The sequence below is a fragment of the Pseudohongiella sp. SYSU M77423 genome, assembly GCF_029911965.1.
Taxonomy (GTDB): domain Bacteria; phylum Pseudomonadota; class Gammaproteobacteria; order Pseudomonadales; family Pseudohongiellaceae; genus Pseudohongiella.
On the sequence record NZ_JARYTH010000001.1, the window covers coordinates 1 to 18309 of the forward strand.

17 protein-coding genes are annotated in these 18309 nt (G+C 53.0%); 5 read left to right on the forward strand and 12 right to left on the reverse strand.

Annotation, left to right across the window (positions count from 1 at the left end; translation table 11 throughout):
- On the forward strand, positions 1–578 hold a 578-nt coding region (locus tag QGM61_RS00005), incomplete at its 5' end, for an integrase core domain-containing protein (RefSeq protein ID WP_281131432.1).
- Between the two features lie 275 nt (positions 579–853).
- Here QGM61_RS00005 and merC read toward each other — a convergent pair.
- Genes merC through merT form a run of 4 tightly spaced genes read right to left on the reverse strand, consistent with a single transcriptional unit; the run spans position 854 to position 3437 of the window.
- On the reverse strand, positions 854–1288 hold the full coding sequence (gene merC / locus QGM61_RS00010) for an organomercurial transporter MerC (protein WP_237133498.1): 435 nt from the start codon (positions 1286–1288) through the stop codon (positions 854–856).
- 57 nt (positions 1289–1345) lie between these two features.
- Positions 1346–2752: a mercury(II) reductase gene (gene merA, locus QGM61_RS00015; protein ID WP_237133497.1), complete on the reverse strand. Its 1407-nt coding sequence runs from the start codon at positions 2750–2752 to the stop codon at positions 1346–1348.
- Positions 2753–2764: 12 nt separating this feature from the next.
- Complete coding sequence (gene merP / locus QGM61_RS00020) at positions 2765–3073, reverse strand: mercury resistance system periplasmic binding protein MerP (protein WP_281131433.1); 309 nt, start codon at positions 3071–3073, stop codon at positions 2765–2767.
- A 13-nt stretch (positions 3074–3086) separates the two neighbouring features.
- A complete protein-coding gene (merT, locus tag QGM61_RS00025; protein WP_237133495.1) occupies positions 3087–3437 on the reverse strand; it encodes a mercuric ion transporter MerT in 351 nt (116 codons plus the stop codon).
- Positions 3438–3509: 72 nt separating this feature from the next.
- On the opposite strand from merT, the gene merR reads away from it, so the two are divergent.
- Positions 3510–3929: an Hg(II)-responsive transcriptional regulator gene (merR, locus tag QGM61_RS00030; protein WP_237133494.1), complete on the forward strand. Its 420-nt coding sequence runs from the start codon at positions 3510–3512 to the stop codon at positions 3927–3929.
- A 767-nt stretch (positions 3930–4696) separates the two neighbouring features.
- On the forward strand, positions 4697–5521 hold the full coding sequence (locus QGM61_RS00035) for a cation transporter (RefSeq protein WP_237133493.1): 825 nt from the start codon (positions 4697–4699) through the stop codon (positions 5519–5521).
- Between the two features lie 40 nt (positions 5522–5561).
- On the opposite strand, the gene QGM61_RS00040 is transcribed toward QGM61_RS00035, so the two are convergent.
- Positions 5562–7523, reverse strand: a complete 1962-nt coding sequence (locus tag QGM61_RS00040) for a TonB-dependent receptor plug domain-containing protein (protein WP_281131434.1) — start codon at positions 7521–7523, stop codon at positions 5562–5564.
- A gap of 163 nt (positions 7524–7686) precedes the next feature.
- Between QGM61_RS00040 and QGM61_RS00045 the strand changes: the two genes are divergently transcribed.
- A complete protein-coding gene (locus tag QGM61_RS00045) occupies positions 7687–8118 on the forward strand; it encodes a Cd(II)/Pb(II)-responsive transcriptional regulator (RefSeq protein WP_070116083.1) in 432 nt (143 codons plus the stop codon).
- A 47-nt stretch (positions 8119–8165) separates the two neighbouring features.
- On the opposite strand, the gene QGM61_RS00050 is transcribed toward QGM61_RS00045, so the two are convergent.
- The 5 genes from QGM61_RS00050 to QGM61_RS00070 form a co-directional block, all read right to left on the reverse strand.
- Positions 8166–9074: a cation diffusion facilitator family transporter gene (locus QGM61_RS00050; protein ID WP_237133491.1), complete on the reverse strand. Its 909-nt coding sequence runs from the start codon at positions 9072–9074 to the stop codon at positions 8166–8168.
- 63 nt (positions 9075–9137) lie between these two features.
- Positions 9138–12260: an efflux RND transporter permease subunit gene (locus QGM61_RS00055; RefSeq protein WP_237133490.1), complete on the reverse strand. Its 3123-nt coding sequence runs from the start codon at positions 12258–12260 to the stop codon at positions 9138–9140.
- A 14-nt stretch (positions 12261–12274) separates the two neighbouring features.
- Positions 12275–13228 carry an efflux RND transporter periplasmic adaptor subunit gene (locus tag QGM61_RS00060; RefSeq protein WP_281131435.1) on the reverse strand — a complete coding sequence of 318 codons (954 nt, stop codon included), beginning with the start codon at positions 13226–13228 and terminating at the stop codon, positions 12275–12277.
- Between the two features lie 15 nt (positions 13229–13243).
- The gene (locus QGM61_RS00065; RefSeq protein WP_281131436.1) at positions 13244–14539 is read right to left on the reverse strand and encodes a TolC family protein; all 1296 of its coding nucleotides are present in this window, start codon (positions 14537–14539) and stop codon (positions 13244–13246) included.
- 63 nt (positions 14540–14602) lie between these two features.
- The gene (locus QGM61_RS00070; protein ID WP_281131437.1) at positions 14603–14947 is read right to left on the reverse strand and encodes a hypothetical protein; all 345 of its coding nucleotides are present in this window, start codon (positions 14945–14947) and stop codon (positions 14603–14605) included.
- 275 nt (positions 14948–15222) lie between these two features.
- Between QGM61_RS00070 and QGM61_RS00075 the strand changes: the two genes are divergently transcribed.
- Positions 15223–15648, forward strand: coding sequence for a cation transporter (locus tag QGM61_RS00075; protein ID WP_411268742.1), 426 nt, complete (start codon positions 15223–15225; stop codon positions 15646–15648).
- A 182-nt stretch (positions 15649–15830) separates the two neighbouring features.
- Here QGM61_RS00075 and QGM61_RS15295 read toward each other — a convergent pair whose 3' ends face one another.
- Both QGM61_RS15295 and QGM61_RS00085 read right to left on the reverse strand, forming a co-directional pair.
- The gene (locus tag QGM61_RS15295; RefSeq protein WP_082866605.1) at positions 15831–15941 is read right to left on the reverse strand and encodes a ubiquinol-cytochrome c reductase iron-sulfur subunit N-terminal domain-containing protein; all 111 of its coding nucleotides are present in this window, start codon (positions 15939–15941) and stop codon (positions 15831–15833) included.
- 7 nt (positions 15942–15948) lie between these two features.
- Positions 15949–18309, reverse strand: a complete 2361-nt coding sequence (locus tag QGM61_RS00085; protein WP_281131438.1) for a xylulose 5-phosphate 3-epimerase — start codon at positions 18307–18309, stop codon at positions 15949–15951.

Sequence of the window (18309 nt, forward strand, 5' to 3'; positions counted from 1 at the left end):
AGTTTGGTGTGCCGTTTGCGCTTCGCAGTGATAACGGTCTGCCATTCGCCTCTGCCAACGCGCTATTCGGGCTAAGCCGCTTATCGGTGTGGTGGCTGCGACTGGGCATTACGATCGAACGCATCGAGCCTGGCAAGCCTCAGCAAAATGGACGCCATGAACGCATGCATCTGACATTGAAGAAAGCCACCACCAAACCTGCGCAATTTAATTTCCTTCAACAGCAAGAGCGATTCGACAGATTTATCGATGAGTACAATAACGAACGGCCACACGAGGCTCTGGGCATGAGATATCCAGGCGAAGTATATACACCATCAACGCGTGCTTACACGCGTCCAGAGGATCCCGATTACCCCTATCATGATAGGGTGATTCAGGTGACCCAGTGCGGACGATTGTGTATCGGGCGCAGAAAAATAAATCTAAGTACCGTATTTGCAGGGCAATTAGTCGGAGTACGCGAGGTGAGCGACAAAATTTGGGTCGTCAGCTTTATGGAGTATGATCTGGGATACTTCGATGAAGACGAGGGGCGAGTCGAGCCCGGGGACAATCCATTTATACCAAAAGTGTAACCTATGTCTTCGGTATGAAATGTAACCTATGTCCCCGGTCTGGACCCTTTGTTGTTTGGCGCACCCGGAGAGATTCGAACTCCCGACCAAGTGGTTCGAAGCCACTACCTGGAACGCCATGTGATTGTTTTTATTAACTTTAATAGTGCGTCCGTTGCGTGATTTTGCACTACAAAGCACAACAATGCCCAACCAAACCCGCAAAAGTCCCGCATACAAATCCAACCCAAAAGCTTGGACTGCGGTCCAGTTGAGATACGGGAAAAGTTTCAATATCACTTGTCCGCGCTACTGCTTTCCTGATCCTTTATCGCACTTTCTGGTTCGCATCGTTTGTGTCGGGCTGAAACCATATCCCAGACCGAGACACCTAGCATGAATCCAAGCCCCGGATAAAAATACCATTCACTCATCGTTATGGCCCCGATCAATACTAATATCGGGCCAATCAACCCCAGCGCTGTCCGATGCCATTGCCCGTGACTGAAGTAACCCAACACATTGACGACTATCACCAGAACGGCTATGAGCGGAATGACCCAACTCACGAGTACCGATTCCCACTGACTGAGAAAACCTAAGCCCAAAGCCGCGCCTATAGCGCCCAGTGCGGGGAAACACGCGGAACATCCTATTCCTGCAACCAAGGCTCCGCTAAAGCCAGCTTTGTCACCAATGCGGACTATCATGTTAAACAAATTATTGAACATACTGTCTCCCTTTATTGCCGATTTCAAGGATGATTCCAGGCAACCTCGTGCACTCTGCTACGCAGCGCAACAAGATAACTGTTTAACATCCTTAGTGAACGTCTGAGCGCAAAGCTTGAGACCTTCCACCATGGTCAAATAAGGAAACATCTCATCACCGATAGCCTTCACCGTCATGCCTGCGCGCAGCGCCATTACCGCCGTCTGAATCAGTTCACCGGCGTCTCCCGCTACAGCCTGCACACCCAGCAACTTTCCTGAGTCGCGATCGGCCACCATCTTTATAAACCCATTGGTGTCGAAATTGACCAGCGCGCGCGGTACATTCTCCAGATCCAGCACGCGGGTATCCACGGTAAAGCCTCGCTTGATTGCCTCGGCTTCTGTCAGGCCAACGGTGGCCACCTGAGGGTCGGTAAACATCACGGCTGGCATGGCGCTGAGGTCCAGGATTGTCTTGCCTCCCGTCATGTTGACAGCAGCCCGACTGCCTCCGGCAGCGGCGACGTAAACAAATTGCGGCTGACCGGTGCAGTCACCGGCGGCAAAGATACCGGGGACCGTGGTTTGAAGTTGTTCGTCCACCTGGATCGCACCACGGGAGGTTTCCACGCCGATACCCTCCAGGTTCAGGGCCTCGGTATTGGGGGTCCGTCCGGTGGCTATCAACAGTTGACTTGCCCGCAGGGTACCAGCGTTGGTGTGGAGAATAAATTCATTGTCGGTATATTCCGTACGGCTGGCCTGCGTCTGCTTGAGCACCTCGATGCCTTCGCGCTTGAACGCTGCCTCAATGGCCTCGCCGATTGCAGGGTCTTCACTGGATAGCAGAGTGCTGCGGGCCAGGACAGTGACCTGGCTACCCAGTCGGGCAAAAGCCTGAGCCAGCTCCAAAGCGACAAATCCGGCGCCGATTACAATCAATCGATCTGGCAAAGCCTCCAGTGTCATTGCGCTGGTGGAAGTCAGGTAGGGCGTTTCAGCCAGCCCTGGTAGCGGCGGCACCGCCGGGCGGGCGCCAGTGCCGATGAAAGCACAATCGAAGCGGACGCTCTGCTCGTCACCTTCATTCAGTCTGACCGCCAGGTGATGGGCATCAAGAAAGCGGGCCTCGCCGTTCAGGACCGTGATGCCTGGGTGGTCGCGCAAAATCCGCTGGTACTTGGCATCACGCAGCTCGTCGACACGTTCTTGCTGTAGCTGGAGCAGTTTCGCCCGATCCACCACCGGTGCGTGGGCGCTCAATCCCTCGTCAAAGGGGCTTTCCTTTCGCTGATGCGCAATATGCGCGGCGCGAATCATGATCTTCGAGGGTACGCAGCCGACATTCACGCAGGTGCCGCCGATGGTACCTCGCTCGATCAGGGTAATGCGTGCTCCACGTTCGGCCGCCTTCAGGGCGGCCGCCATGGCCGCCCCGCCGCTGCCGATCACCGCAATATGCGGGGTTTTGTTATCGCTCATAAGGGGTTTTCCTTACTGAGATGAGTCGTTGTCATTCGCGCTCGTGAATTTGAGGATCGATGGAAAGCCGGCGTTGGTGGTGGCTTCGGTCAACGCCGCCACGGACGTCTGGGCGTCGTCGAAGGTGACCACGGCTTCACGTTCTCGATAGTCCACGTCGATCTGCGAGACGCCTTCCACTTGGCCTAGAGCCATCTTGATGGTGATCGGACAAGTAGGGCAGGTCATGCCCGGCACTGAAAGTGTGACGGTCTGCATTGCGGCCCATGCGGGCATGCTTAGCAGGGCGATAAACAAGGGCATAATGAATCGCATTTTCATGGGAAATCTCCTTTTAATAGAACAGGGGAAGAGCGTAAGGGAACACCACGCCAATCAATACCAGTACCAATACCATCCAGAATGCGACCTTGTAGGCAGAGCGAACGCGGGGGACGGCGCATACCTCTCCCAGCTGGCATTTCTCCGATGGGCGGTAGATTCGGCGCCAGGCGAAGAACAGGGCCACCGCCGCTATGCCGATGAAAAGCGGACGATAGGGTTCCAGCGCCACTAGGTTACCAATCCAGGCGCCGGATATTCCCAGCGAGACCAGCACCAGAGGCCCGAGACAGCAGGCCGAGGCCAAAAGCGCCGCAACCCCGCCGGCAGCCAGGGGAAAGCGCCCTGAATTCGACATTGACATAATGCTTACTCCTTTCCTGATCCTCTCCAATGGATTAAAGTTACATCCGTAGCTGGATACGGAGTCAATAGCATGCAGAACAAATCCAATACAATGACCATCGGCGGGCTGGCCAAGGCTGCCGACGTGCATATTGAGACGATCCGTTACTATCAGCGGCGAGGCCTGTTAAAGGAGCCTGATCGTCCGTTGGGCGGCATTAGACGGTATGGATCTACCGATATAGACCGATTGATGTTCGTGAAAACGGCGAAAGAGCTCGGCTTCAGTCTTAATGAAATTAGCGACCTGCTTCGGCTGGAAGATGGCGCTAATTGCCTGGAAGCCAGTGCTCTCGCCGAGCATAAGCTGGAGCACGTACGAAAGAAGATCGTCAGACTGAAGCGCATAGAGAAGGTGTTGCGTGAAATGGTCGGTCGATGTCACGCGCAGCAGGGCAATGTCTTTTGCCCCTTGATTGAGTCTTTGCATGAAGGAATCACGAAAGCGTGACAGCCAAAGTTTTGAGCGTGCCAACAAAGAACACGTGAATGAATCACTGCAGATTCACTGATGATCAAAATTCTCAATGATTACAGGCATGGCGTCAGGTATTGCTTTTTCGACGGCGATAGCCTGGTTTCTGTAATGAGTCCGCCGCCCCAACAAAAACGATCAGCTCTCCGCTGATGCCGGAGACGGCGTAGGCTTTCGATGTTGACGGCAAATAGGGGCGTCCTGCGGGGTAAAACTCAGCAAAAACTGTATTCGCTGGAAGTGGTCGCACGGATCCCACTTCTCTATCGTCGGTTGGTTCTGACGAACCTAGTAAACTCAGGAAAGTCCCGCAAACTCCCGCATTTAAACGGTTTTCAGCCTGGGGATAACCTACCCAAAGGACTTCAACCCATTGTTTTAATGAGAAATATTGGCGCACCCGGAGAGATTCGAACTCCCGACCAAGTGGTTCGAAGCCCCTATTGCAAGCGCTATATGATTGTTTTTATTAACTTTAATAGTGCGTCCGTTGCGTGATTTTGCACTATAAAGCACAACAATGCACAACCAAACCCGCAAAAGTCCCACAAGGACTTAGCGCAGAATACGGGGAAGAGGCACTAGCCCGAAAATATACTGAAAACCTTGTCTGTGGCCAAAGTGAGGCATAACACTAGATTTAGGAAGCCTAGTTGACACCTAGTGCATTAGGAATCAATCTGATCAATGTCTCGCTTGTGAGGTAGAATAGAAATTAGTGGCAAAAACAGGGTTTATTTCAAGTGGCAGAAAACAAATTTGTCTGCGAGTTCAATCTTCCAAAAATGGACTGTGCCGCTGAAGAGCAGATGGTTCGAATGGCATTTGCGCATATTGAACCACCTCCGACTCTTATTTTTGATCTAAAAAATCGCAGCCTTAGAATAGTCCACAGTGGCAAACTATCTGACATTCAGTCACGACTTGAAGCATTGCGCCTGGGTGCAAAATTGCAATCAGTGCGTGAACTTAGTGAAGATGAACTGACTCAGACCATGAAGCAGTCAGATGTAGATCATGCGCGCGAATCGTACGCACTCAAGTGGTTGTTAGCTATCAACGGGACTATGTTTTCTCTTGAGTTGATAGTCGGCTGGATAGCGCAATCTACCGGCTTGATCGCCGATTCCTTAGATATGTTCGCAGATGCCGCAGTTTATGGGCTGGCACTGTATGCGGTAGGGCGCGCTAGCAGCTTGAAGTTACGTGCAGCCCATCTGGCGGGGCTTTTACAGATGCTGCTCGCGTTGAGCGTACTTGGTGAGGTCGTGCGACGTTTCTTTTTGGGTAGTGAGCCTGTTTCCGGATTGATGATAAGCTTTGGGATGCTAGCGTTGGCAGCCAACATCGCTTGCCTGATAATAATTCATCGCGAGAAAGACAGCGGCGCACATATGAAGGCCAGCTGGATTTTCTCGGCCAATGACGTTATCGCCAACGTTGGCGTCATTCTCGCCGGTGTGTTGGTGACCTGGACAGGATCAAGTTATCCAGACCTGGTGATTGGTTTCATTATTGGTGCCATTGTATTAAACGGTGCCTGGCGCATTCTTCAGCTTAAAAATTAGCACATTGGACATTTGTGCGTGCCACTATGATGAGCGCAACCTAGAACGACACTTTAATTCCCCCATTTACAATAAAACCATCAAGCGGGGCATAAATATCCCTGAACTGAGGATTCGATAGGCTGCCGGTGTAGATAGTATCGAACCGTGTTTGACGGGTATCACCAAAGTTTTCGAAATTAAGGAATAGCTTTACGTTTTCCGCCAAAGTCTTCTCTGTCATCACACCTGTGACCCAATAGCTTTTACCTCTGGCACCGTCGCTCAGACGCTGCGGTCCATAGTAATAAGCTTCAAGTCCTATCCTGAAATCATCTTCGCGCTCATAGATTAGAACATTGTTGAGCCGGTGTTCTGACACCAGCGGCGCTCTGGATACAGTACCCGCATAGTGCTCCCGCACATTCGCATGCGTATAACCCAGAAACAGCTTGAAGTCGCCGTATGTGGCTGTAACAGTGATCTCTACGCCCCGTGTATCGACATATCCATCTGGTTGCGTAAATTCAAGGTTATCTCCCTGCTCCTGCAACTCCAGTGGATCGTCCACGCGTGTATAAAACAGAAGCGAATTTAGCGTAATAAGGTTACCGTTACCCTGGGGTATCCTATAGGTCACATCCATGTTGACACCTTTGGACTGCTCCTCATTCATTGAGCTGCGGTCCAACGGTAATACATTGCGGAACTGCACACTCTCTGCTTCTTCAATGAATAATGAAGGCAAACGATAACCCAGGCCACCACCAGCGCGAACAGTAATGTCAGGCGTCGGCTCGTACAAAAACGCGACACGCGGCAGAGTAATGGTACCGTGATCATCGTTGTGGTCTACGCGAACGCCTGCTTCAATACTGACGGTGTCGGTCAGCGGTCGGGAGTTTTGAATGAATGCACCCAGCGTATACTGAGAGAAATCCTGATTAAAGCCTGGTACGGCGTCCTGTTGTTCAAATTCTTCAGTGATCAGGCTCAAGCCCGTTATCCACTCCGCAGCTCCCGTCGGTAGCGCGTAGTGCAACTCGCTGAAGCTTGATTTTTGTACCCCCGCAAATCCAAAGTCGGCCATTTCAAGCTCTCGATCAAAGTGTCCCAGACTGTTTCTGAAATTTAAAGTCCCCTCTCCCAGCGGCCGACTATATTCGAGCTGACTTGACAACCGCTTGGTACGATTGTCTTCGTAATAAGGCTCGGCGACCGGCCTGTCTTTGATGTAATCCATATTGCCGCCGAGGCGGTCTTCCACAACGGCGGTAATGCCGATGCTCAGCTCGCTTGAATCATCCAGATAGAAAAATGCGCGCGGATTCAGCGTCCATCGCTCAAATTCAGGAATAGCTGACAAGCCGACGTCCGACGGATCATAGGCAGCGTTTTCGTTCCATGAGGCGAAAAGCGTGGTACCTACGTTGTCGCTGCGCGAAGCGTGAAAAGCACTGGCATCGAGCCCACCCGCCGAAGTTCGATTTAGTAACATGCTGGTCTCTGGCTCGTAATCAGGCACTTTGGTGATCAGATTCACTAAACCCGCTATTGCGCCGCCTCCATACAAGGTAGAAGACGAGCCCTTGATGACCTCAACTGCCTGCAGATCCAGAGGCGCGATCTGGAGCAACCCAAGTCCACCGGCAAAGCCCGAATACAATGGCAAGCCGTCGCGCAACATTTGTGTGTAGCGGCCGTCCAGCCCCTGGATACGGATACTCGAGTTAAATGTGGTCGCCGAAGTCTGTTGAACCTGAATGCCGGTGCTTTCATTCAACAACATCCTGATGTCACCAGGTTTCATGTTCACCTTTTCACCAAGCTCTTCACCCGAGATTAATTCCACTCGTGTTGGCAAATCTTCCAATGAACGACGGCTTCGGGTAGAGGTCACCAGGATTTCTTCGACTGCCTCTTCCTGGGTATCTTCATCATCATCAGATTGGCCATACGCATCAGGTTGAACGATACAAAATACTAATACTCCACACACTAACGGGGACCAAAAAGACTGCATGATAAGAGCTCCTTTATGAACTGCTATTTTGGCTGACATCTGAATCAATGATGGAGGAGTCAGCTTTGTAGAACGCCGCTTTGGTGGCAATGGCCGACATTTAAAACCCTGTAGCTACTCCAGGGTCAATAGGGTATTATCTGGAAAAATTATAGAGGTGAGCATGCGGATAGGACAGCTAAGCCAAGCAACTGGCATAGGGATTGAAACAATTCGCTACTATGAGAAAGTTGGGTTGCTGCCCGACCCTGCACGATTGCCGAATGGTTATCGCGATTATGGCCCTGGGCACCTGGACAGATTGGCATTCATTCGCCAATGCCGCTCTCTGGATATATCAATCGCTGATATAGCGCGTTTGCTCGATTTTCGACATGGTAGTCCAACAGATTGCGACGCGATCAATCAGCTGGTCGATGAACATCTGGCTCAGATTCGTACTCAAATTGTCAGCATGCGTGCGCTAGAGAGCCAGCTCATTGAGTTGCGTAAACGCTGTTCAAAAGGAAAGAGAACGCCTGATTGCGGTATTCTCAATGAATTGACAACCTCAGCCCGTGGCAAAATGGCAATCAAACGGTTCCCTTCACATTGATTAGCAACTGATCAACCTCACAGCCAATCACAGTCTATGGTGTCATTCTATCCGTGCCCATATATCTTGGTATCCTGGTGACAGTGATCAGGGTGTTCAAACTCCAGCGTGGAATGCCGTATGTTGAACTCCGCCTCCAGCGCCTTTTTTAGCCGATGTTTGGTCTGCTCAAACTGATCCCAGGCGCCGGCATCAATGACTACATGAGCGTCTAGCGAGGCTTCATGCTCACCCATTTGCCAGCAATGCACATGATGAACATCAACCACGCCTTCGATCCTGGTGAGTACCTGAATGACAGCGTCCGTATCAATATTCAAAGGGCTCCCCAACATCAATGTTCTGATACTTCCACCGATTTCTGTCAGGCCAAGATAAAGAATATAGCTTGCGATGACGATGGTGATGACAGGGTCAACCCAACGCAGGTCGTAGAGCAGGATGAAAACACCGCCAATGATCACGGCAACTGATGCGAGCGCATCGGACAGATTATGCAGAAACAGCGCACGGATGTTGACGCTGTCTTTCTGCATTGAATAGGTGAGCAAGGCTGTCAGCGCATCCACGGCCAGTGCAATACCGCCAAGCCAGATAACCCACCATCCTTTGACTTCCGGGGGATCCAGTATCCGCATCCCACCTTCGTAGATCAGATATATCCCAATGATAATCAAGGTGGTGTAGTTTATCAGGGCCGCAACCACTTCAATTCGCCCATAGCCAAAGGTCATTCTGGCGTCAGCCGGACGGCGCGAAATTTTCCGGGCGGCAAACGCAATGACCAGCGCTGCCATGTCCGAAAAGTTATGCAAGGCATCGGCAATAAGCGCCAGGCTGCCGGCAAAAATACCGCCCCCGATTTGCGCAAACGTCAGAATAGCATTGGCCCAGATGGCGATGGCAACGCGCTTATCCTTCGATTCCGGGGACATATGGTTGTGTTCGTGACTCATTGGATCACCCTCGTCCTAGTCGCTGGAAAATTGCCCCCGGCAAGGTCGCTAGGGGCAAAGCAATCACCTTTCCTTAAGTTTTTTGTCTTTCCTGTGCAGCAGGGTATAAAGCACCGGCAACACAAACAACGTCAGTAATGTCGACGAAATAATGCCGCCAATCACGACTGTAGCCAATGGCCTTTGAACCTCAGCACCTGTTCCGGTGTTTAGCGCCATGGGCACAAAACCCAATGCCGCGACAAGCGCTGTCATCAGCACCGGCCGCAGACGTATCAATGCGCCTTCAGTTACTGACTTGATCAGGTCACCATTCGCGTGCCACAGGTCGCGGATGAAAGCCACCATCACCAGTCCATTGAGCACGGCAACACCTGACAAGGCAATAAAACCCACCCCGGCAGAGATTGACAAGGGCATGTCTCGCAACCACAAAGAGAATACCCCGCCTGTCAGAGCAAGCGGTACGCCACTGAAGATAATCAAGGCATCCTTGAGCGAGCCAAATGCCATCACCAACAAAGCTACAATGATCGCCAGGGTGACGGGAACCACAATGGCAAGACGCTGACTGGCGGACTCCAGTTGCTCGAATGTGCCACCATAGTCGAGCCAATAGCCTGCGGGCAGATCGACCTCCTGCTCCATACGCTCGCGGATTTCCTCCACAAAGCCACCCAGGTCGCGATCACGAACGTTGGCGGTAACCACAACCCGTCTTTTGCCATTCTCGCGGCTAATCTGGTTGGGTGCGGGTGCCAGTTCCAGTTCTGCCACTTCCGATAACGGTACATAGCCCCCGTCAGGAAGCGGCACGGGTAGATCCGCCAGGCTATCCACATCCCGGCGGATATCTTCGGGTAGCCGGACCACCAACTGGAAGCGGCGATCACCTTCGTAAATCAGGCCTGCATTCTCGCCGCCGACGCCTGCTGCCACTAGGTCTTGCATGTCATCAACAGTCAGGCCGTAGCGCGACAGTGCCATGCGTTTGGGGTGAATCGAAAGCATGGGCAACCCCGTGACCTGTTCCAGTCGGGCATCAGCAGCGCCGGTGACCGACTCAACCACCTCCAGCACCTCAGTGGCCGAGGCAAGCAACTGATCCAGGTCATCACCGAATACCTTGATGCCCAGATCTGCCCGCACCCCTGAGATCAGCTCATTAAAACGCATCTCGATGGGCTGGGTGAACTCATAGTTGTTGCCGGGCAATTCTTCCACCGCCGCCTGGATTTCTGCGATCAGCGTATCCCTTGGTTTACCCGGATCGGGCCATTCCTCTTTGGGCTTAAGGATCACAAAGTTGTCGGCCACGTTGGGCGGCATGGGGTCGGTGGCGACCTCTGGCGTGCCGATTCGCGCAAAGACCTTGTCTACCTCCGGAAATTCCTTGATACGCTGCTCAAGCTGTTCCTGCATGGCAATCGACTGCTCCAGACCCGTGCCCGGAATGCGAAGTGCATGTAAGGCGATATCCCCTTCGTTAAGTTGCGGGATGAACTCAGAACCGAGCGTTGTCGCCAACCACAGACTGGCGGCCAGCAACACACCGGCACCGGTGAGTACCATCAAACGGAACCTTAGCGCGAGCTCCAAAGCCGGACGGTAAAGCTTTTTGGAGACGTTGATGACAGCACTTTCCTTTTCCCGGACCTTGCCGGTCATGAACACAGCAACTGCGGCGGGCACAATGGTCAGCGAGAGCAGCATCGCGGAAAGCAGCGCCATGACAACCGTAGCGGCCATGGGATGGAACATCTTGCCCTCGACACCGGTGAGGGAGAAGATGGGTATGTACACCACGGTAATAATGGCCACACCGAACAGGCTGGGCCGGATAACCTCGGAGGTCGCTTCGTACACTAACTGCAGCCGCTCCTTCAACGGTTGTCGTCCGCCACTGGCGTGCTGTGCTTCGGCCAGGCGTCGTGTGCAATTCTCCACGATGATGACCGCGCCATCGACAATGAGACCAAAATCCAACGCCCCCAGACTCATCAGGTTAGCGGAAACGCCGGTGCGCACCATGCCGGTAATGGTGGCGAGCATCGCCAACGGAATCACTGCTGCGGTGATCAGCGCCGCGCGCAGATTGCCTAGCAGCAGAAATAGCACGACAATCACCAGTAGCGCGCCTTCCAGCAGATTCTTCTCCACTGTAGCGATGGCTTTGTCAACTAATGTAGTACGGTCATAGACGGTTTCCAGGCGCACACCTTGCGGCAAGGACGGACGGATCTCCTCCAGCCGTGCGGCGATGGCGCGAGCAACGCTGCGAGAGTTTTCGCCCACCAACATCATGGCGGTACCCAACACCGTTTCCACGCCATCGCGGGTGGCCGCACCCGTGCGTAGCTCCTTGCCGATGGCCACCGAAGCAACATCCGCGACCCTGACAGGGGCGCCATTGCGATTGGCTATCACCACCTGCTCAATGTCACTGATGGTCTGCAATTGACCGGGCGAGCGTACCAGCAACTGCTGGCCATTATTTTCAATATAACCGGCCCCGCGGTTGGCATTGTTGCTCTGTAATGCTGTGACCAGGTTTTCCATAGTGACACCCAACTCGAGCAACCTTGCTGGATAAGGGGTCACATGATACTGCTTGTCGTATCCGCCAATAGAATTGATTTCAATGACACCTGGTACCTGTGCAAGTTGCGGCTTGATGATCCAGTCCTGCACTTCCCGCAAGGCTGTCGGTGTCCAAGGTTCACCGTTGGCTTGTGTGGTGCCGGGAATAGCATCCACGGTGTACATAAAAATCTCGCCCAGACCGGTAGAGATAGGTCCCATTTCTGGCTCCATGCCCGGCGGCAGGACACTCTTGATGGAACCAAGTCGCTCATTGATCAGGTTACGCGCGAAATAGAGATCCGTGCCCTCTTCAAACACAACAGTGACCTGGGACAAGCCGTAGCGTGACAGCGAACGGGTGTAGGACAGATTCGGCAGCCCGTACAACGCGGTTTCGACCGGGAAGGTGATACGTTGTTCGGCTTCCAGAGGCGAATAGCCGGGGGCTTCTGTGTTGATCTGTACCTGAACATTGGTAATATCCGGCACCGCATCAATAGGCAGGCGCTGGAAACTCCAGACCCCCGCACCAATCAGCACCAGAATCAGGGATAACATAAGATACCGCCTCTCAACCGAGAAGCGGACGATTGCATCAATCATGGTGGCCTCCTGGCTTAGTGGGCGTGTTCTGCGCCGGATTTTTCAATATCGGCTTTGATGAGGTAGCTGTTGTCGACCACATAGCGCTCACCTGTCCTCAATCCGGACAGGACTTCGACAAACTCGCCATCGGTGAGACCGAGCTCCACAGGACGTGCTTCAAATGCGTTACCTTCGTGTATGAATACAACCTGCGAGTTGTCCAAGGATTGCAATGCACGTCTCTCAATAACCAGCGGTGCCTCCATACGCTCCACCACGATGTGTCCGGTAACCAGACGCCCCGGGGCTAACAAGCCATCAGAATTGTCAATTTGCACTCGGGCAATGACATAGGGAGAGTCATCGCCTTGCGGCAGGATGTCGCGAATGCTGGCCTCGATTTGAGTATCGCCGGTATCGATACGGACCATCTGTCCGGGAGCCACCTGTTGGCGCTGGCCCGGAAAGATTTTCAGCTCTGCCAACAAGATATCAAGCGGGGCGATGGTGAACAGAGCCTGCTCCATGGCCACTCCGCCCAGATTGGCGTTGCGCTCCAGTACGGTGCCACTCATGGGCGCTGTCACCGTATAGGTTTGAAGGCTGTCATTAGACTCGATAGTAATAAGCCGATCACCAGCCTCGACGCTATCGCCCAGGCCTGCGTTTACATTAACGATCTGCCCCGGAAACCGGGCCCGAATGTGAACGATGGTGTCTGGGTCCAGCGTTAGCCTCCCATAGCTGGCCAATGTACGTACCAGGGTGCCGCTACCGGCTTCTCTGCTACGGATACCGACCTGCTCTGCCATGCTGGCTGAGATTTCCACGTGGGCGCTTTCCGACTCTTCGTGTTCACCGGCTTCTTCATGATCCTGGTGTTCAGCATTTTCTTCATGTTCATGAGTATCTTGTGCGGCAAGCATCGGAGCTGATGTCATTGCACATAGACTGGCAAGAATAAGTAATAAATTAACGTTTCTCATAGTCATTGTCCTTTTTCAGCGATCAGCCAGCGGCTGGGCTGTAAGTTGTTCGATCAAGGCCTGGTTCAGCAGTGCTGTTGCTGCGGTGTCGACCAGAGCACGCTGTGCGGCGAGTAATTCACGTTGTGCGGCCATCCATTCCACATAGCTGTAGCGCCCGCTTTCATATGCTTCGCGGGTTTGAGTTAGCGCCTCGCTCAGATCGGGTAGCATCTCGTTGCGGATCCGCTCCACGGCGGCTATGCTTTGCTGCCTTTGTTGATAGGCATCAAACAGATACGAATGCAGGTTCAGCAGCGTGGTCTCGCGTCGATACCTGACTTCGTCGCGGGCCGCTCGTGCCGCGCGAACTTCGCCACGGTTACGTTGGACTGGGAACAGTGGCACGGAAAATCCAGCTGTAAATGCGAAGTCATCCGTATCTTCCCTGCGTCGGACACCCACTTGCCAGCCAATGTCGCTTTCAGACTGGCTACGGGCCAATTGAATCTCTGCTTCGCGCACTCGCTGTTCACTGGCATAGACCTGAATGGCAGGGCTGTCGCTGACGCGCTGGAACAAGGATTCAAAACTGTCGGAGGACCCGAATTGAAACAGATCACCCTGCAACTGGCCGAACTCTACCGAGGTGTCCCCCCATAATAGAGCCAGTGCCATCTTTCGGCTAACCAGCTCCGATTGCAGGCGTGACTGTTCAATCTGGCTTTGCGTCAGCGCAGCCCTGGCCCGCAATACCTCAGCCTGGGATGTAGCACCCTGATTGGCGCGCCGGGTAACGATATCAAGTGTCGATTGGGCCAGTGACACTGCATCAGCGGAAAGTTGAAGTTTCTCCTGCAATGCCAGGGTAGCAACAAAACGCTGAGTGACTCGCCCCAGCAGATCAAGGGTTTCCGCCCGACGTTCCGCCTCTGCAAGTTCTAGCCGTGAATCGATTGCACTGACTCGTGCCTGCCGCTGTCCGCCGAGTTCGAGAGTTGACGACAGGGTCAAGGTAAGCTCCGCGCCCACAAGGCCGCGCGCATCTGCGGTACCAAGGAAATTCTCGACCTCAGCACCGACTTCCAGTGCCGGACTCAGATCGGCCGTGATTCGGCGTCCCTGAAGCCCATCAAGACGCAGGTCAAAGACCTGTAGCTGCGGGTTTTGCGCCATGGCGCGGGACATGGCATCGCTCAGGGTGAGCGTGCTATCTGCCGCCTGGACGGCGGTGACATTGAGCGGAGATATAATAACCGCCCACAACAATAGGTAAAAAATACGATACGACAATGCGCATCTCCCCGCATACACGGGCAATTTGGCAGGCATGAGAATGCTCCTACGAAAGTCTGAAAAACAGCTAATCCCTGACTAGGGAAGATATAAGCAGTATCAGGCGATCGGAGGACGCAGCAGTGGGGGGTGGATACCTTTCAGCAAGCTGGCTCGATAAACCAGTACAACTGAAGTTTCGGCAGTAGCAGGAAGAGATGTCTGTGGTATCACCAAACCCATATGAAAACAGTTATGGTTGTGATGACAATCAGCGCTGGAGTGATGAGACTCATTTTGAGAGGGATTGCTTTTATGCACTTCTCTTTCGATGTCAGCCGACGCCAATGAATGTTCATGGTGCGGTGCTGACGCGTGGTGAAGCTGCTCTTCATAGGCAATAGAAGTCACTGACTGCAAAGCAATCATGAGCGCTACCGCTAAAATGAAACAGCGTTTGATCATAAAATCTACCTAGAGTTCGTCAATAAGTTTACCAGAACCACAATACTAAAGAAAGACCTCCAAATTCTACACGATTCCTGCAGGCGGGTTTTGACCCAGCCTTGAGTGCTGGTAATAAGGTCGTCGACGACGACACATTTCTGTTTATAATGAATAAGGGTTGAACTCATGTAGATCATGCACGAGAATCGCGAGCACTCAAATGGTTGTTAGGTATCAACGCGGCTAAGTTTGCTCTAGAGTTAGCAGTCGTCTGGATAGCGTAGCCTACTGGCTTGATCGTAGATTCGTTAGATATGTTCGCAGATGCCGCAGTTTACGGGCTGGCACTATATGCAGTGGGGCGCGCCAGCAGCTTGAAGTTACGTGCAGCCCATCTGCCGGGCCTTTTACAGATGCTGCTCGCGTTGAGCGTACTTAGTGAGGTCGTGCGACGTTTCTTTTTGTGTAGTGAGGATGTTTCCGGATTGATGACAGGCTTTCGGGTGCAAGCGTTAACAGCCAACATCGCTTGTCTCACAATAATCCATCGCGAAAAAATCAGCGGCTCACATATGAATGCCAACTGGATTTTCTCGCCCAATGACTTTATCGCCAACTATGGCGCCATTCTCGCCGGTGTGTTGGTCTGGCCAGTATCAAGTTATCCAGACATGGTGATTGGTTTTATTATTGGTTTCATCGTATTAAACGGTGCCTGACGCATTCTTCAGCTTAAAAATTATCACGTTGGACATTTTTACGTGCTTCTATGATGAGCACTACCTTGAACAACACGTTAATTCCCCCGTTTACAATAGAACCATCAAGCGGGGCGTAAATATCCCTTAATTGAGGACTCGATAGGCTGCCTGTGTAGATCGTGTCGAATCGTGTTTGACAGCTAGAGCCTAGATAGAGAAAAGGGTTCGGCGATTTCGACCACACCCGCACCTGCAACAACGGAGGTGGCTCCTATCAGGAACCGGCGCCGAGGCTCATTCTCTTCAGTCATTTCATGCCTATCCTCTGTTTATTTGCTGCCTTACCACTGTGGCAATGGACTGCGCATCAGACTGATTCGCTCGTAATAAACCTGACGTATCCAAAGTGCCGCCTTGATTGCAGTATCCAAAAGCGATACATCGATCAACGCCAAGATCCAGAGGGCGGCAGACACCGAGCAATATTTCCGGTCGCAGGTGTGATACAAAAATTCGCAAACGAATGTCATCGGGAAACAGGCTCGTGTGGGCAGCCACATCGCTGACATAAGTCTGCTCATAAAGGTCTCGCGGTTGGCGAAAGCGACCCGGTTCCAACAGGTACGTTATGCGGCATTGAATACCTTGTTTAGACAAAGTGCGTTTTACCTCCTGACAAACGCCTAATTGATAGGCGCCTACCGCGACCAGTTGTACCGGTGCACCGTCAGTCTTATCCAACGTCAATGCGCCCTGCTCTGCCAACTGGGCTGCCTGCTTGGGTGTGAATACTGTAACAACGTCATTTTTGGGAATCGTCATCCCCCAGATTTGACCCTGGGTCTGGTAACAGGCATCGAGGCAGGCGACAGCACTATTGGCATCGGCGGGATACACAACTCTCGCCATATCGCTCATTTCCCCCAGCAGTACCTCGCCAAAGGCGGAATCCTGATGGGATTGTTCATTCTTTCCGTTCTCCCATAGATGCGAGGTGGCAATCACCGGCACCGACAGCCAGCCCGGCGGTCGCCCCAGCGCTTTTTGATGGCGCGCAAAAATGATTTCCTGGCGCAGTGCACCGATCATTTTCATGGCGAAGGCTTCATAGCTCACCACCAGGTTCAGACCGCCTTTGTTTCCCAGCGCCGCGTTTACGACCGCCTCTTCATTGAGTGCGGTAATCACCGAGCCGTGAATGGATTCGGCCACACCCTGTTCTGGCTTCAGCACCCGGTGCTTGAGCAAATCCAGTGTCTTGCCCATCCGGTTGCTACTCAGCTCATCCGGGTTGCCGATACGGACCCGCCTATCGGGATTACCAAGGTGCCATTCGCAGAATCGCGCGTCCACTGCTGCCATCGGCGATATCGGGTCGCCCTCGGTTTGCCATTGTGGTTCTGTGGGAGATTGAAGCATGACGTTGCGCATACACAGGGCATGATGTTTTTCTGATACGCGATTATCGGCCTCATGCTGCGCAATTTGTGAGATAGCCAGTTCCAGCTCACTTCGCGGAAGAAATAATTTGGCCGCATGTTCGTTAAACAAGTTGCGGGAGTGTTCATCAATACCGGGGTTACCCGGTAGGGGCGTGCCGTGGGCGGCATTGGTACCGGCACCGTAAAAGCCGTAGCCTTTTTCTGTTTCCGCTATTAGGTAAGGCAGCTTCACCGGATAGTGCATATGGCCTTCACGGATGTGCGCGCTGCAGGCTTCCAGCCGCGCTTCGGATTCAAAAATACCCCAGACAAACGCCGCCGGATCACGCCCGTCGATGGCGATGGGGTGAAAATCATTGTGTTCCAGATGTTCGTAAAACCAGGACAAACCACCTTGCTGATACATTGTGGAACGCTGGTCAATGCGCCTGCCATTGGCAATCATCACCGGTGTCACCAGCCCGCAATCCTCGGCGCGCCACCAGCGGCTGGCCCAGTCGCTACCGCGCTGTTCTTCAAAGGCACCGTCACTTAAAAACGCCACTAGCCTTTCGCCGGATAAGGGCATATGCACGTATTGCAGTTCAGCGAAGCCCAAATAGCCGCCCTCAATCAGGCCACCGGCGGTGTGAGGACTCACATGGCTACCCAGAGGAACGCCGGGGCGACCATCATCCGTTATGGCGTAGCTGTAAAAATCCTGCGCTAGCTGTGTCAGCCCCTGTTCACTCAACGGATAGCGTTCAGACTGCTCCGGATAGAGGTTTTGCAACAGCACGTTGACCGAATCGATGGCGGCCACACAGTGCCCTTGTCCCATCAACCAACTGCGGGTGATACCGGCCAGGCGATTGGCAGCCATATAGCCCACATAGGCAGGCACCATATTCAGGGAGCCGCCGGTATGCCCCTGAGGGTTAGTTTTAAAATCTGATGGCCCGAGTGCGCTGCCGCTGAAATCCACTCTGTTGCTATAGGTCATATGCACCACCAACCACATGGACGCGCTGGCAAGGCGATCTGCGGCAGACAATATATCCAGCACTTCATCGATCTGTTTAAACCGTCCTGTACACAGCAGTTGCTGGCAAAGATCGAACACTCTCACCTGCGTTTCGTCCCGGTGTTGGATCACACCATAACCTTCCGCCCAGCGCGCAAAGGAGGGATAGGTATCTCGATATAACTTTGCCCGCTGTTGTGTCCGATGATCGTTTTGTTGATCTATGGCATACAT